General features: G+C 68.3%; 11 protein-coding genes and 2 tRNA genes. 4 read left to right on the top strand and 9 right to left on the bottom strand.

Features of this window, described 5'->3' with window-relative positions; translation table 11 throughout:
- The first annotated feature begins 251 nt into the window (after positions 1-251).
- The gene (locus tag ACWF7A_RS37790) at positions 252-2,546 is read left to right on the top strand and encodes an RNA degradosome polyphosphate kinase (RefSeq protein ID WP_452255299.1); all 2,295 of its coding nucleotides are present in this window, start codon (positions 252-254) and stop codon (positions 2,544-2,546) included.
- The gene (locus tag ACWF7A_RS37785) at positions 2,546-3,463 is read left to right on the top strand and encodes an NUDIX hydrolase (RefSeq protein ID WP_452255319.1); all 918 of its coding nucleotides are present in this window, start codon (positions 2,546-2,548) and stop codon (positions 3,461-3,463) included. The genes ACWF7A_RS37790 and ACWF7A_RS37785 overlap by 1 nt, the downstream gene beginning before the upstream one ends.
- A 535-nt stretch (positions 3,464-3,998) precedes the next feature.
- Here ACWF7A_RS37785 and ACWF7A_RS37780 read toward each other — a convergent pair.
- The 3 genes from ACWF7A_RS37780 to leuC form a co-directional block, all read right to left on the bottom strand.
- Positions 3,999-4,670 carry an HU family DNA-binding protein gene (locus ACWF7A_RS37780; protein ID WP_319982510.1) on the bottom strand — a complete coding sequence of 224 codons (672 nt, stop codon included), beginning with the start codon at positions 4,668-4,670 and terminating at the stop codon, positions 3,999-4,001.
- Positions 4,671-4,856: 186 nt separating this feature from the next.
- Positions 4,857-5,459, bottom strand: a complete 603-nt coding sequence (gene leuD / locus ACWF7A_RS37775) for a 3-isopropylmalate dehydratase small subunit (protein ID WP_452255298.1) — start codon at positions 5,457-5,459, stop codon at positions 4,857-4,859.
- Between the two features lie 2 nt (positions 5,460-5,461).
- Positions 5,462-6,868: a 3-isopropylmalate dehydratase large subunit gene (gene leuC, locus ACWF7A_RS37770; RefSeq protein ID WP_452255297.1), complete on the bottom strand. Its 1,407-nt coding sequence runs from the start codon at positions 6,866-6,868 to the stop codon at positions 5,462-5,464.
- A gap of 73 nt (positions 6,869-6,941) precedes the next feature.
- On the opposite strand from leuC, the gene ACWF7A_RS37765 reads away from it, so the two are divergent.
- A complete protein-coding gene (locus ACWF7A_RS37765) occupies positions 6,942-7,643 on the top strand; it encodes an IclR family transcriptional regulator (protein ID WP_053736944.1) in 702 nt (233 codons plus the stop codon).
- A gap of 1,020 nt (positions 7,644-8,663) precedes the next feature.
- Here the strand turns inward: ACWF7A_RS37765 and ACWF7A_RS37760 are convergent.
- The 3 genes from ACWF7A_RS37760 to ACWF7A_RS37750 all read right to left on the bottom strand — a co-directional run bounded on the left by ACWF7A_RS37760 (position 8,664) and on the right by ACWF7A_RS37750 (position 9,845).
- Positions 8,664-8,736: transfer RNA gene (locus ACWF7A_RS37760), tRNA-Glu, on the bottom strand.
- A gap of 149 nt (positions 8,737-8,885) precedes the next feature.
- Positions 8,886-8,957: transfer RNA gene (locus ACWF7A_RS37755), tRNA-Gln, on the bottom strand.
- A gap of 150 nt (positions 8,958-9,107) precedes the next feature.
- Positions 9,108-9,845 carry an HAD family hydrolase gene (locus ACWF7A_RS37750; protein WP_452255296.1) on the bottom strand — a complete coding sequence of 246 codons (738 nt, stop codon included), beginning with the start codon at positions 9,843-9,845 and terminating at the stop codon, positions 9,108-9,110.
- Positions 9,846-10,224: 379 nt separating this feature from the next.
- On the opposite strand from ACWF7A_RS37750, the gene ACWF7A_RS37745 reads away from it, so the two are divergent.
- Positions 10,225-11,481 carry an FAD-dependent oxidoreductase gene (locus ACWF7A_RS37745; protein ID WP_452255295.1) on the top strand — a complete coding sequence of 419 codons (1,257 nt, stop codon included), beginning with the start codon at positions 10,225-10,227 and terminating at the stop codon, positions 11,479-11,481.
- Here the strand turns inward: ACWF7A_RS37745 and ACWF7A_RS37740 are convergent.
- The 3 genes from ACWF7A_RS37740 to cimA all read right to left on the bottom strand — a co-directional run bounded on the left by ACWF7A_RS37740 (position 11,471) and on the right by cimA (position 14,557).
- Positions 11,471-12,130, bottom strand: a complete 660-nt coding sequence (locus tag ACWF7A_RS37740; RefSeq protein WP_452255294.1) for a LuxR C-terminal-related transcriptional regulator — start codon at positions 12,128-12,130, stop codon at positions 11,471-11,473. The two genes, ACWF7A_RS37745 and ACWF7A_RS37740, sit on opposite strands and share 11 nt — an antisense overlap.
- A 67-nt stretch (positions 12,131-12,197) precedes the next feature.
- Positions 12,198-12,956 (bottom strand): fumarylacetoacetate hydrolase family protein, encoded by a 759-nt coding sequence (locus tag ACWF7A_RS37735; protein ID WP_452255293.1) that lies wholly within the window; start codon positions 12,954-12,956, stop codon positions 12,198-12,200.
- 17 nt (positions 12,957-12,973) lie between these two features.
- On the bottom strand, positions 12,974-14,557 hold the full coding sequence (cimA, locus tag ACWF7A_RS37730) for a citramalate synthase (protein ID WP_452255292.1): 1,584 nt from the start codon (positions 14,555-14,557) through the stop codon (positions 12,974-12,976).
- Positions 14,558-14,565: the final 8 nt, after the last annotated feature.

Raw genomic sequence — 14,565 nt, 5'->3', positions numbered from 1 at the left:
GTGCAGGCGACTGTGTCTACGTTTAACAGCGACGGCTCGGCCACCGTCCTTCGAGATGACGGCGTTCTCGTCGACGTGAGCGCCGAAGCCGTCACGGCGGGTGGCTGGCGGATGCTGCGTCCGGGTCAGCGGGTGACCCTCGAACGTAGTCCCGACGGGGCCGTTACAGCTCTTCGCATGCCTGTTCTGTGACGAGGAGTTCACCAGACGGACGTTCTGGTTAGGGGCGCTCACGGCGATAGTGAGACACAATGCGTGACGTGAGCAAGGACGACAACGACGGTAAGGCGACTCCCTCCCGACGCCGTTCCACGCGCAGCAAGGCAGCGGCCACCCCGCGCAAGGCGACGCCGAAGCGGGAGCCGCGTGCGGCGACCAGACGTGCCTCCACCGCGCGGGCGAAGGCCGAGCCCGAGCAGCAGCCGGCCGCCGCGCCCACGCGGGGAATGCCGGCGGCGCCGCCCGCGGTGACGCCGAGCGTTCTGCCCACGGACCTCCCGGACGACCGGTACTTCAACCGTGAACTGTCCTGGTTGGACTTCAACGCCCGCGTGCTCGCGCTGGCGGAGGACTCCTCGCAGCCGTTGCTGGAGCGCGCCAAGTTCTCCGCGATCTTCGCCTCGAACCTGGACGAGTTCTACATGGTCCGGGTCGCGGGCCTGAAGCGGCGCGCGGAGACCGGCCTCTCGGTGCGCAGCGCGGACGGGCTCACGCCGCGCGAGCAGCTCGTGGCGATCTTCAAGCGCTCGCAGGAACTCGTGGAGCAACACGCCCGCGCGTTCCTCGACCACATCCGGCCCGGCCTGGAAGAGCACCGGATCAGCATCGTGACGTGGGGCGACCTCACGGACTACGACCGGTTGAGGCTCTCCAACTACTTCAGCGAGCAGGTGTTCCCGGTCCTCACGCCGCTCGCGGTCGACCCGGCGCACCCGTTCCCGTACATCTCGGGGCTGTCGCTGAACCTCGCGGTGACCGTGCGCGATCCCGAGGGCGGCGGCGAGCGGTTCGCGCGTGTGAAGGTGCCGGACAACGTGCCGCGTCTCGTTCGCGTGGAAGCGGACCGGTCTTCCTCTTCCGCGACCTTCCTGCCGCTGGAGGAACTCATCGCCGCGCACCTGGGCGAGCTGTTCACCGGCATGGAGGTCATCGAGTGCCACGCGTTCCGCGTGACGCGCAACGCGGACCTCGAGGTCGAGGAGGACCGCGACGAGGACCTGTTGCAGGCGCTCGAACGCGAGCTCGCGCGGCGCCGGTTCGGTCCGCCGGTGCGCCTGGAGGTCGCCGACGACATGACCGAGCACATGCTCGAGCTGTTGTTGCGCGAGATGGACGTCGACCCGCACGACGTCGTGACGGTGCCCGGCCTGCTCGACCTGTCGTGCCTCTGGCAGCTCTACGGCATCGACCGCAAGACGTTGAAGGACCCGGCGTTCGTGCCGGCGACGCACCCGGCGTTCGGTGAGCGCGAGACGCCGAAGAGCGTGTTCGCGACGCTGCGCGAGGGCGACGTGCTCGTGCACCACCCGTACCACTCGTTCTCGACGTCGGTGCAGCGCTTCATCGAGCAGGCCGCGGCCGACCCGCACGTGCTCGCCATCAAGCAGACGCTGTACCGCACCTCCGGCGACTCGCCCATCGTGGACGCGCTGATCGACGCGGCCGAGGCGGGCAAGCAGGTCGTGGCGCTGGTGGAGCTCAAGGCGCGCTTCGACGAGCAGGCGAACATCAAGTGGGCGCGGGCGCTGGAGAAGGCGGGCGTGCACGTCGTCTACGGCCTGGTGGGCCTGAAGACGCACTGCAAGACGTCGCTGGTGGTGCGCCAGGAAGGCTCGACGATCCGCCGCTACTGCCACATCGGCACCGGCAACTACAACCCGAAGACCGCGCGGTTGTACGAGGACGTCGGCATCCTGACGGCCGAGCCGACGATCGGCGCGGACCTCACGGACCTCTTCAACGTCCTGACCGGTTATGCGCGCCAGGACGAGTACCGCTCGCTCCTCGTCGCCCCCTACGGCGTCCGCAAGGGCATCGTGGACCGGATCAACTCCGAGATCGAGCACGCGCAGGCGGGCAAACCGTCCGGTGTGCGCATCAAGGTGAACTCGCTCGTGGACGAGCAGGTCATCGACGCGCTGTACCGGGCGTCGCAGGCCGGCGTGCCCGTGGACGTGGTCGTGCGCGGCATCTGCGGCCTCAAGCCGGGGATCAAGGGACTGTCGGAGAACATCCGGGTGCGCTCGATCCTCGGCCGCTTCCTGGAGCACTCGCGCGTCTTCCACTTCGTCGCCTGCGAGGAGTACTGGATCGGCAGCGCGGACATGATGCACCGCAACCTGGACCGTCGCGTCGAGGTCGCGCTGCGCGTGGCCGACCCGCGCCTGACCAAGCAGCTGGGCGGCATGTTCGACTCCGCGCTCGACTCCCACACGCGCTGCTGGGTGTTGCGTTCTGACGGAGAATGGGACGCATCGCCCTCCGACGGTAGTTCGGTGCGCGACCACCAACTGGAACTGCTGCACAAGCACGGAGCTCTTGGGTGATCAAAGCTGCTGGGGCGGTGCTCTGGCGCGATGCCGACGGTGACGTCGAAGTCGCGGTCGTGCACCGCCAGCGTTATGACGACTGGTCCCTGCCGAAAGGCAAACTCGACGACGGGGAGACCATTCCCGCCTGCGCGGTGCGGGAGATAGAGGAGGAGACGGGTTTCTCCTGCGTCCTCGGCCGCCATCTCCGGCAGGTGTCCTATTCGGTGAAGAGCGTGCCGAAGACGGTCGACTACTACGCCGCACAGGCCGTTTCCGGGGAGTTCGTCCCGAACGAGGAGGTCGATCTGCTGCGGTGGCTGCCGATCGCCGAGGCGTCGGACCTGCTGACCTACGAACCGGACCGCGAGGTGCTGGCCGAGTTCGCTCGCCTGCCCGCTGACCTGCTGCTCGTGTTGCTGGTGCGGCACGCCAAGGCCGGCAAGCGGTCGGAGTGGAAGGGCGACGACGACCTCCGCCCGCTCTCGGACGCGGGCTGGCGCCAGTCCGCGGCGCTGCGCCGGTTGTTGCCCTTGTGGGCACCGGTGCGCGTGCACACGGCGCCCAGGGTGCGTTGTGTGGACACCGTGCGGGCCGTGGCCGAGGACCTGGCCGTGGAGATGGCCGAGGAGCCGCGGTTGTCGGAGGAGGGCTACTGGCCCGACCCGGACGCCGGTCTGGTGCGGCTGCTGGAAGTGGCCGCCCTCGAAGGCCGTGCCGTCATCTCGTCGCAGGGCGGGGTGATCCCGTCGGTGGTGCAGTCGCTGGCCGAGATGGGCGGCCTGCGCCTGGACGAGATCCCCTGCAAGAAGGGCAGCACGTGGGTGCTGGCCTTCACCAGGCCGTTCGGCACGTGGTCCACTTCGGACTCGCCTTCGCGCTGGCCAACGCTGGTGTCGGCGCACTACCTGGCCTCGCCGCTGCCCCGCCCGTAGGGCTCGCCGAAGACCTTTTCAGCCGCCGTCCTCCCGCTCCGACGAAAGTTCGCCTGTGGCAACCAAGTCGGGCCGGAAGGCGGCGGTTTCGCTTGTCCCGGGGGCGAACGCAGGCGTGCCGGCGTTATTTCTATTGGCGGGCAGAGGGGTTCGGCAAGCCGGTTCGGGAGGCCTGTCCGGTGGTCGTCCCGGCCGGTTCCGGAAACCGAGCAAGGCTCGGGGACAACGATTCCGCCGGCCCCCGACCCACTCACCAATCGGGCCGCATCATGCTTTCTCAGGCGGCCCGGCGAACTCCCGCGCCACCTCGTCACGCATTCCCGGCGCCCCAGTGAAGTCCCTCGTCACGCCCGCCGCCTCCCAGGCGCGCCAAGCACCTCAGCGGCCCTCCGGCGCGCCTTTCCTGCAGGCCAACGACCTCGTCCCCCGTCTCGCCGCCGACCTTTCCCCGGACACGCGGAAGGCCCCGGTGTGCGCACACCGGGGCCTTCCGCGTGGTTCCTGAAGTGACGCAGCCTCCCTGAGGAGGCCCGTCTCACTTCTTCTTGGCAGCCGTCTTGCGAGCAGCCGGCTTCGCAGCCGCGGTCTTCGCGGCGGGCTTGGCAGCGGCGGTCGTCTTGGCAGCAGCCGGCTTGGCAGCGGCCGTGGCGCGCTTGGCAGGAGCCTTGGCAGCGGCCGTCTTGGTGGCGGCGGCCTTCGTGGCGGTCGCCTTCGCGGGCGCCTTGGCAGCAGCAGCGGGCTTCGCCGCGGCCGTGGTGGTGCGACGGGTCGCGGGCGCCTTGGTGGCGGCCGCGGCCGTGCGGGTGCGCGTCGTGGTCGTCGCGCGGGTCGTCGCGGCCTTGGTCGCCGGAGCCTTGGCAGCCGCAGGCTTCGCGGCGGCAGCGGCGGCGGGCTTCGCGGCGGCCTTGGCAGCAACGGCCTTCGGCAGCTTCTTCGCACCGCTGATGACGTCCTTGAACGTCGAGCCGGGGCGGAACGCGGGCACGTTGGTCTTCTTGACCTTCACGGTCTCGCCCGTGCGCGGGTTGCGCGCGGTGCGAGCCGCACGGGCGCGCTTCTCGAAGACGCCGAAGCCCGTGATGTTGACCTTCTCGCCCTTGTTGACGCTGCGGACGATCACGTCCACGAGGCCGTCAACAGCAGCACCGGCGGTCTTCTTGTCTCCAAGGCGCTCGGCGAGCGCCTCGATGAGCTGGGCCTTATTCACCGTCAGTCCCTCCCAGGACGCTCACGGCCCTAAGAGACGGGCCGACTAGAACGCAACGGTAGGCCCAAAACGCGAGAAATACCAATCGCCACGCCAGATTTTTCGTTGTGGCGTGGCTAATTGCGCCCCTTCGAGGGACAGGAGGCGCCGGATTCGCCCCTCTCAAGGGGAGAATCCGGCCCCCTCTCAGACCGCCGGAAGCGGATCCGTTGTGGGCAACCAAGTCTGGCGATTGCCCTCGAATGCGCTGATCTCGGGCTCGTGGCGCAGCGTCAAAGCGATGTCGTCGAGGCCCTCGAGAAGGCGCCAGCGGGTGTAGTCGTCGATCTCGAACGGGGCTACCAAGTCCTTGGCGCGAACGGTCTTGTCGGTGAGGTCGACGGTGACCGGCGTGCCGGGTTCGGACTCCAGCAACTTCCACAGCAGCTCGACATCGGACTGGCTGCACTGCGCCGCCACGAGTCCCTGCTTGCCCGAGTTGCCCCGGAAGATGTCCGCGAACCGGGACGAGATGACGACGCGGAAGCCGTAGTCCATCAACGCCCAGACGGCGTGCTCCCGAGAGGACCCGGTGCCGAAGTCAGGACCCGCAACGAGGACGCTGCCCGCCTTGAAGGGCTCCTGGTTGAGGATGAAGTGCTCGTCGGAGCGCCAGGCGGCGAAGAGCCCGTCCTCGAACCCGGTCCGGGTCACGCGCTTGAGGTAGACGGCCGGGATGATCTGGTCGGTGTCCACGTTGGACCTGCGCAGCGGCACACCGACGCCGGTGTGGGTGGTGAAGGCGTCCATGCTCAGACCTCCAGGTCTGCGGGGGCGGAGAGGGTGCCGCGCACGGCCGTGGCGGCGGCGACGAGCGGGGACACGAGGTGCGTCCGGCCACCCTTGCCCTGCCTGCCCTCGAAGTTGCGGTTGGAGGTCGACGCGCTGCGCTCGCCGGGGGCGAGCTGATCCGGGTTCATGCCAAGGCACATCGAGCAGCCGGCCTGCCGCCACTCGGCGCCCGCGTCGAGGAAGACCTTGTCGAGGCCCTCGTCCTCGGCCTGCTTGCGCACCCGCATCGAACCGGGGACGACCAGCATCCGTACTCCTGAAGCGACGTGCTTCCCCTTGATGACGTCCGCCGCGGCGCGCAGGTCCTCGATGCGCCCGTTGGTGCAGGAGCCGAGGAACACCGTGTCCACGCGGATGTCGCGCAGCGGCGTGCCGGGCTCGAGGCCCATGTACGTCAGCGCCTTCTCGGCGGCCACGCGCTCGTTCTCGTCCGCGATCTTCTCGGGGTCGGGGATGTTCGCGCCCAGAGGCAGTCCCTGACCGGGGTTGGTTCCCCACGTGACGAACGGGGTGAGCTCCGCCGCGTCGATGTGCACCTCGGCGTCGAACGTCGCGTCGTCGTCGGTGCGCAGCGTCTTCCAGTACTCGACGGCCGCGTCCCAGTCCGCGCCGGACGGTGCGTGCGGCCGCCCGGAGATGTAGTCGAAAGTCGTGTCGTCCGGTGCGATCATGCCGGCGCGGGCACCCGCCTCGATCGACATGTTGCAGACCGTCATGCGCGCTTCCATCGACAGCGCCTCGATGGCGTCGCCGCGGTACTCGAGCACATAACCCTGCCCGCCACCGGTTCCGATCTTCGCGATGACGGCGAGGATGATGTCCTTCGCCGTGACGCCCTCGCCGAGCGCGCCGGTGACGTTGATGGCCATCGTCTTGAACGGACGCAACGGCAACGTCTGCGTCGCCATCACGTGCTCCACCTCGGACGTGCCGATGCCGAACGCCAGCGCACCGAACGCACCGTGAGTGCTCGTGTGACTGTCGCCGCACACCACCGTCATGCCCGGCTGCGTGAGGCCGAGCTGCGGGCCGACCACGTGGACGATGCCCTGCTCGAAGTCGCCCATCGGGTGCAGCCGCACGCCGAACTCCGCGCAGTTGCGCCGGAGCGTCTCCACCTGCGTGCGCGACACGAGATCCGCGATGGGCTTGTCGATGTCGACGGTCGGAACGTTGTGATCCTCGGTGGCGATCGTGAGATCGGCCCTGCGCAGCTTGCGGTTCGCAAGGCGGAGCCCGTCGAACGCCTGGGGGCTGGTGACTTCGTGCAGCAGGTGGAGGTCGATGTAGAGCAGGTCCGGCTCCGCACCACTTCCGTGGCGCACAACGTGTGCCTCCCACACCTTCTCCGCGAGCGTGCGGCTCATCGCGACATCTCCCACAGTATGGACGTGCCGACAGATCTGGACTTCTCACTGTCTGGGAAGTTAGTATCGGCTTGTGGGACAGCATAGCGGGATCGGCGTGCTGGACAAGGCAGTGGCCGTGTTGAACGCCGTAGCAAAAGATCCTTGTGGCTTGGCCGAGTTGTGCAACCGCACCGGCCTCCCCCGAGCAACCGCACACCGCCTGGCCGTAGGCCTAGAGGTGCACCGGTTGCTGCGCCGAGGCTCCGACGGCCGCTGGCGCCCGGGCGCGGCTCTGGCAGAACTGGCAGGCGGCGCAACGGACCCGTTGCTGGACGCCGCTTCCTCTGTCCTGCCACGCCTGCGCGACATCACGGGCGAGAGCGTGCAGCTCTACCGCCGAGACGGAATGCAACGAGTCTGCGTCTCCTCGGCAGAACCCCCCTCGGGCCTGAGGGACACAGTCCCGATCGGCGCGAGGCTCCCCATGACAGCGGGCTCAGGAGCGAAGGTCCTGGCCGCCTGGTCCGACCCCGGCACCCAAAGGGCGGTCCTGGCGGACGCCGTCTACGGCGAACGCACTCTCCTCGAAGTCCGCCGCCGAGGCTGGGCCCAAAGCGTGGCAGAACGAGAACCAGGCGTGGCCTCGGTCTCAGCCCCGGTACGAGACTCCTCCGGCGCCGTAGTGGCAGCGGTCTCGGTCTCGGGCCCCATCGACCGCATGGGCCGCCGCCCAGGAGCCCGCTGGGCAGCAGACCTACTGGCAGCAGCCGAAGCGCTGCAAAGCCGCCTCTAAAGCACCAACGCCTCAACGGCCGCCCTCCCACACGGGAGTGGCGGCCGTCGGCGTCTCACCCCCCCGACACGCCGCTACTCCACTCCGACACGCGGCACGCCCGTCTCAACAGGCACCACGCCATCCGGCCCAACGCGCCAAGCCTGACCCCGCAAAGAACAGAAGATGAGACGAAGAGAACACACGACGACGACACAACGCGGACTGCGACAGAACGGCCGGACACCAAGCCAGCGGCATGCCCCGCGCGGGACCGGGACAGGCAGGCCCCAGCGGAAGGCAGCGTGGTCGGGGCGAGGCAGTCGGGGCGAGGCAGTCGGGGCGAGGCAGTCGGGGCGAGGCAGTCGGGGCGAGCGTGACGAGGCAAGGTGGCGGGAGGGGCGGGTTGGGCAAAGCGGGGGAGGACGGGGCGAGTCAGGGCGGGGAGGCAGGACGTGGTGAAGCAGAGCGAGGGCAGGGGGCGAGGCGGGATGGGGCAGGCAGGACGGAAAGCGGGGATCGGATGAGACACGCAGGACAGGATGGTGCGCGGGGGGCCGGATGGTGCGCGGGAAATGGCGGCAGCAAGGGCGCCGGAGGAGGCGAAGCCTCCCCGCAACGGGATGGCGCGAAGCGAAGCGAGCTACCCAGGGATCGCGAAGCGAAGCGAGCTACCGCAAGATCGCGCGAAGCGAAGCGAGCTACCGCAGCGATGGCGAAGCGAAGCGAGCCCCCAGGGACGCCGCGATACGAGGTGAATTGAGCGAGGGAATCGGGAAGGCGAATGCGAGGCCCCGGAATTAGCTAGTTCGGGTGTTCGGGTGATCACCGTCACCACACTCATCCGACGAGCGAAGCGAAGTCCCGTCCCACACATTCCGCGAGCGAAGCGAAGCGCAAAGCACTACCCCGCCGGGCAACACCCGAGCCGGGGGTCCGGGGGCGGAGCCCGCCGGCTGGGGGTCTGGGGGCTCGGCCCCCAGAGGACAAAGCGAAAGAGGCCTGTCTGCGCACTCCGCAGACAGGCCTCTGACACCTCTGTAGCCCCGAAGGGATTCGAACCCTCGCTACCGCCTTGAGAGGGCGGCGTCCTAGGCCGCTAGACGACGGGGCCCTAGAACTTCTTGCTGGCGTGAACCTTATCAGATCGCTCTGTCCGGTCCAAATCCGGCTATTCAGTTCTTTTTACTGCTGAGACGTGCACTTGCTTTGCTATTTTCAGCAGCTCCGGAAGCTTACCCTAGGGCAGTTCTTCCTTCGCAGCTGGGGTACCAGGACTCGAACCTAGACTAACTGAACCAGAATCAGTCGTGCTGCCAATTACACCATACCCCATTGGCTTCGACGATCGACTTCGTTGTCCCGCAGGGAGTTCCGAGGTCCTCGTTGCTGCCGAGAGAAATACTAGACCACGCCCCCGCCAGAAGTGAAATCGGCCCCCACCTGAACGCATACTCGCAGGTGGGGGCCGGTCTCGAGCACAACTCAGGCGTGCGCGGTGGAGAGCTCGCAGACGAGGAGCTCCGGCAGTTCCGCGAGCGTCGTGATGGACGACAGGCCCGCGGGCAGCGTGCCGCCGGTCGGGCCGATGCGGTTGATCCAGACGCCGTGCATTCCGGCGTCTCGTGCGCCGATGGCGTCGGCGTGGAGGCGGTCTCCCACGTGGACGGTGTCGCCGGGCGAGACACCCAGGGCGAGGCACGCGGTGTGGAAGATCACGCGGTCCGGCTTGGCGCAGCCGACCTCGCCTGCGATCAGGACGGCGTCGAAGTACTCGGAGAGGCCGAGCTGGGCGATCTTCACGCGCTGGTGGTGGCCCGACGCGTTGCTGATCGCGGCGATCGGGAGACCTGTGGCGCGGAGCCAGTCGAGCATCGGGATCGCGTCCGGGAACAGGCACCAGCCGGCGGAGAGGACCTCCTGGCGGCCGATCTCGCGACGGGTCGCCTCCTCCAGCGACAGCTCCTCGCCCAGTGCGGCGAAGAAGGCCTGCGTGCGGATGTTGCGCATGTCCTGGTACTGCAGCTCACCGGCGAGCTGACGGGAGACGTGGTCGTCGGTGATCCTCTGCCACAACGACCAGGCGTCGGCGTTACCGACCATCGATGCCAACGCGGCTCGCGAAGAAGTGCTGTAGTCGACAAGTGTGTCGTCGACGTCCAGGCACACAGCGCGGATCTCGCCGGTTCTCTTACGCGTGAAAGTCGGGGACGCAGTTGTCACCCCGGAAGGTTAGGTGCGAGGGGCCCTCGTCCGATTCGGCTAACGAGGTGATTCCTATAGGTCCTTGCACGATCAAGCGGACCTTGAGGCCCCGAACGAACCAGTGGCACTCCTCCGAGCGCCGAATGCAATCGCCCGGTCGAGTGTTTTCGAGCGACGCAAGGATCTCTGCCCGAACGGGCGGTTCCGCGGGCGCGACACCCTAGACCGCACAACGACATTTCGCACCAGTCGCAACCTTTTCGAGGCCTGGTGGACCAGACCGTCCACATTGGACCGACCCAAACGAGAGCCACGCCACTCGGAACTCCGCTTGACGCGTTTCGCGATCAGGAGCATGCTGAGTTTATTCAACACGGGTTGAAAAGAGGGGATCGACATGGAGAGGACAACCTGTCTCGTCGTCGGCGGCGGACCTGCCGGAATGGTGCTGGGACTACTCCTGGCCCGCGGTGGCGTCGAGGTCACGGTGCTCGAGAAGCACAGCGACTTCCTGCGCGACTTCCGCGGCGACACGGTGCACGCGTCGACGCTCACGCTGCTCGACGAACTGGGGCTGGGGCCCGCGTTCGAGCAGGTGCCGCACCAGGACGTCGACAAGATCGAGGCGCTGCTCGACGGCGGCGCCAAGGCCACGATCGCCGACCTGTCCCGGCTTCCCGGTCCGAACAAGCGGATCGCGATGGTGCCGCAGTGGGACCTCCTGGACCTGCTGGCCGACGCGGGCAGGCTCGAACCGACGTTCACGCTGCGGATGAACACCGAGGTCACCGCCATCACGAAGAGCGGCAACAAGATCACGGGCGTGAAGTACCGGGATCGCGTCGACGGGCGCGAGGGCGAGTTCGGCGCCGACCTCGTCGTCGCGGCGGACGGGCGGAGCTCGATCCTGCGCGCCGCCGTGGATCTCCCGGTCTACAGCTTCGGTGCGCCGATGGACGTGTGGTGGTTCCGGTTGCCGCGCAACGAAAGCGACGCGGTCAAGGGTGGCGCGGGCCGGTTCAGCGCGGGCAGCGCGCTGGTTCTGATTCCACGCGGCGAGTACTTCCAGTGTGCCTTCCTGATCCGCAAGGGGACGGACCAGGCGGTGCGCGCCGAGGGTGTCGAGAAGTTCCGCGAACGCGTCGTCACGCTCATCCCTTGGCTCGCGGACCGCGTGGGCCACATCACGGACCTCGACGAGGTGAAGCTGCTCGACGTGAAGCTGGACAGGTTGCGGCAGTGGCACGTCGACGGACTGCTGTGCATCGGTGACGCGGCGCACGCGATGTCACCGGTCGGCGGCGTGGGCATCAACCTGGCCGTCCAGGACGCGGTGGCCGCGGCGACCCTGCTGGCGAAGCCGTTGCGGGAGGGCCGGGTCACGAGCAGAACGCTCGCGAAGGTGCGCGGGCGCAGGCTCTTCCCGACCGTGGTGATCCAGACGATCCAGCGGGTGATCCACCGGCTGTTCCTCGGGCGCAAGCTCAACAGCACCGAGACGGTGTCCAGCGCGGGTGTTCCGCTGCCGCTCAGGATCGCCCAGAAGCTGCCGTTCCTCCAGGCGGTTCCGGCCTACGTGGTCGCCATCGGGCCACGTCCGGAGCACGCGCCCGACTTCGCGCGCAGGGCACCGCAGACCATCGCTAGGTCGTGACGAACGCCTCGGAGCTCTCCCCGAGCACCATCGCCACGGCGTGGGCCCGGTCGCGGGCGCCGAGCTTGCGCAGGATGGCCTTCACGTGGGTCTTCACGGTGTCGTTGCTGATGAAGAGCCTCTGGGCGATGCGGGCGTTGTCCATGCCCTTCGCCATCTCGGCCAGCACGTCGAACTCGCGCGCAGACAGCCGGCCGAGCGAGGCGGGTGGGGGCATTCGCGCCGGTAGGCGTGCCAGCGATCCCACCCGCGCGTCGATCGTGGCGGGAGCGCCCCGCACGGCGGCCGCGATCAGCGGGAGCAGCTCGGCCACGGGCGAGGTCTTCAGCAGGTAGGCGACCGCGCCGGCGTCGAGGGCGGCGCGGGCCCAGCTCGGACTGTCCGCATTGGACAGCACGACGACTCGGGCGTTCGGTCTGTACTGCGCCGTGTCCCGCACGGTGCGCAGCGGTCCGGCGCCCGGCACGTCGAAGTCCGTGACGACGAGGTCCACCAGCGTGCCGCGCAGACTGCGCGCAGCCTCGGCCACGGTGTGGGCGATGCCCACAACGCGGAAGCAGTGCGTGCGGTGCAGCGAAAGCCGCAGCCCTTCGGTGATGAGCTGCGAACCGTCGACCAGCAGCACACGGGTGGACGCCAGGTCCGTCATGACACCGGGAAGTTACTCGCGGGTACCCGGATGCGTAACCTGCCGGACGCCGGATTGCTCCGTACGGCTACCTATTTGCGACCGGATTGGTGAGCGTGCCAAGGCCGTCCACAGTCACGGAGACCGTCTGTCCGGCCGTCATCGGCCCGACACCGGCCGGGGTACCGGTCAGGATCAGGTCGCCCGGCAGCAGCGTCATGATTCCGGACACGTACTCGATGAGCGACGGAATGTCGTGCACCATCAAGGAAGTACGTCCGTCTTGTTTGACCTCCCCGTCGACCTCGGTGACGACGCGGACGTCCGAGGGGTCGAACTCGGTCTCGATGAACGGGCCCAACGGGCAAAACGTGTCAAAGCCCTTGGCGCGCGTGAACTGCACGTCCTTCTTCTGCAGGTCGCGGGCGGTGACGTCGTTGGCGATCGTGTAACCCATGATCACACTCGCGGCCTTGGCCTTGGGCACGTCGCGGCACGGCTGGCCGATGATGACCGCGAGTTCGCCCTCGAAGTCGACGCGCTCGGACACGGCCGGGAGCTTGATCTCCACGTTCGGGCCGACCACCGACGTGTTGGGCTTGAAGAACAGCAACGGCTCCGCGGGGACCTCGTTGCCGAGCTCCTTCGCGTGGTCGGCGTAGTTCCGGCCGACACCGATGATCTTGGTGGGCAGAATCGGCGCGAGGAGCCGCACGTCCGCCAGCGGCCACTTCCGGCCGGTGAACGTGGGCGTGCCGAAGGGGTGTTCGGCGATTTCCGCGGCCTCGTCGCCTTGAACGGCGACGAAGGCCACGCCTGCGGGATGAGCAATTCGGGCGATGCGCACGGTCTCAGTTTACGAGGTCAGCCACTTCGCATCGATTTGTGGACGAGCGCGTCACACAGCGCGAGCCAACTCGCCTCGACGATGTTCCCGTGCACACCCACGGTGGTCCACTCGCGCTCGCCGTCCGTCGACTGCACCAGCACGCGCGTCACCGCGTCCGTACCGGGGTGCTCGGTCAGGATGCGCACCTTGTAGTCGGCCAGCTCCACTGTGTCCAACCAGGACAGGTGCGGCAGCAACGCCTTGCGCAGCGCCGCGTCCAGGGCGTGCACGGGCCCGATGCCCTCGGCGGTCGCGATGACCCGCTCCCCCGCCACGTGCACCTTGACCGTGGCCTCGGACACGATCTCGCCGTCCGAGCGGTGATCCAGCACGACCCGGTAGGACTCCAGCGTGAACGGCGGAGTGTCCAGTTCGGACAGCTCCCCGCGCAGCAACAGCTCCAGCGACGCGTCGGCGGCCTCGAACGACCAGCCCTTCGCCTCGAGCTCCTTCACGCGCGCCAGGGCCGTTCCGACCTCGGTCCCCCGGCCGGCCAGGTCGAGCCCGAACTCACGTCCCTTGAGCTCGATGCTCGCCCGACCGGCCATCTCGGTGACCAGCACCCGCATGTCGTTGCCGACGGTGTCCGGATCGATGTGGTTGTACAGCTCCGGATCCACCTTGATCGCGCTCGCGTGCAGACCCGCCTTGTGAGCGAATGCTGACGACCCGACATAGGCCTGGTGGGTGTCGGGTGCGATGTTCGCGATCTCGGCCAACGCATGGGAGACACGGGTGAGCTCGGCCAGTGCCCCGGTCGGGAGCACCTCCATGCCGAGCTTGGTCACGAGGTTTCCCACGACGGCGAACAGGTCAGCGTTGCCTGCTCGCTCGCCGTAACCGTTGGCGGTGCACTGAACGTGCGTCGCGCCCGCCTGAACGGCCGCGAGTGTGTTCGCCACCGCGCAGGACGTGTCGTCCTGGCAGTGGATTCCCACGCGGAAGCCCGTCTTCTCGACGACCTCCGCGACGGTCTCGGCGAGGCCCAGCGGCAGCTGCCCGCCGTTGGTGTCGCACAGCACGACGACGTCCGCGCCACCCTCCACAGCGGACTCCAGCACCCGAAGGCTGGTGTCCGGCGAGAAGGCGTACCCGTCGAAGAAGTGCTCGGCGTCGAGGAAGACGCGCCTTCCCTCACCCTTGAGGAACCGGACGGTGTCGCGCACCATCTTGAGGTTCTCGCCGGCGTCCGTCCTCAACGCGCGCTCGATGTGTCGCAGGTCCGACTTGGCCACCAGCGTGATGACCGGCGCCTGCGACTCCAGCAGGGCCCTGACCTGCGGGTCGTCCTCGACCTTGACCCCGGCCTTGCGCGTCGCCCCGAACGCGACCAGCTGAGCGTGCTTCAGGTCCAGGTCACCGGCCGCGGCCCGCGCGAAGAACTCCGTGTCCTTGGGCAGAGCGCCGGGCCAGCCGCCCTCGATGAACCCGACGCCGAGCCCGTCCAGCAACCTCGCGACCGCGAGCTTGTCCGTGACGGAGTACGAAATGCCCTCACGTTGTGCGCCATCGCGCAACGTCGTGTCGTAGACGTGGAATGCGTCGTTCGGGCCGGCCATCGGGGTCA

It is taken from the genome of Lentzea sp. NPDC055074 (genome assembly GCF_053608005.1).
The sequence above is the reverse complement of the archived record's forward strand: the minus strand, read 5'-3'. Positions and strand labels throughout refer to the sequence as shown.

Coding starts and splice junctions, on each gene's coding strand:
- ACWF7A_RS37790 (WP_452255299.1), top strand. CDS start 252: ATGCGTGACGTGAGCAAGGACGACAACGACGGTAAGGCGACTCCCTCC.
- leuD (WP_452255298.1), bottom strand. CDS start 5,459: ATGGACGCCTTCACCACCCACACCGGCGTCGGTGTGCCGCTGCGCAGG.
- leuC (WP_452255297.1), bottom strand. CDS start 6,868: ATGAGCCGCACGCTCGCGGAGAAGGTGTGGGAGGCACACGTTGTGCGC.
- ACWF7A_RS37745 (WP_452255295.1), top strand. CDS start 10,225: ATGGAGAGGACAACCTGTCTCGTCGTCGGCGGCGGACCTGCCGGAATG.
- ACWF7A_RS37740 (WP_452255294.1), bottom strand. CDS start 12,130: ATGACGGACCTGGCGTCCACCCGTGTGCTGCTGGTCGACGGTTCGCAG.
- cimA (WP_452255292.1), bottom strand. CDS start 14,557: ATGGCCGGCCCGAACGACGCATTCCACGTCTACGACACGACGTTGCGC.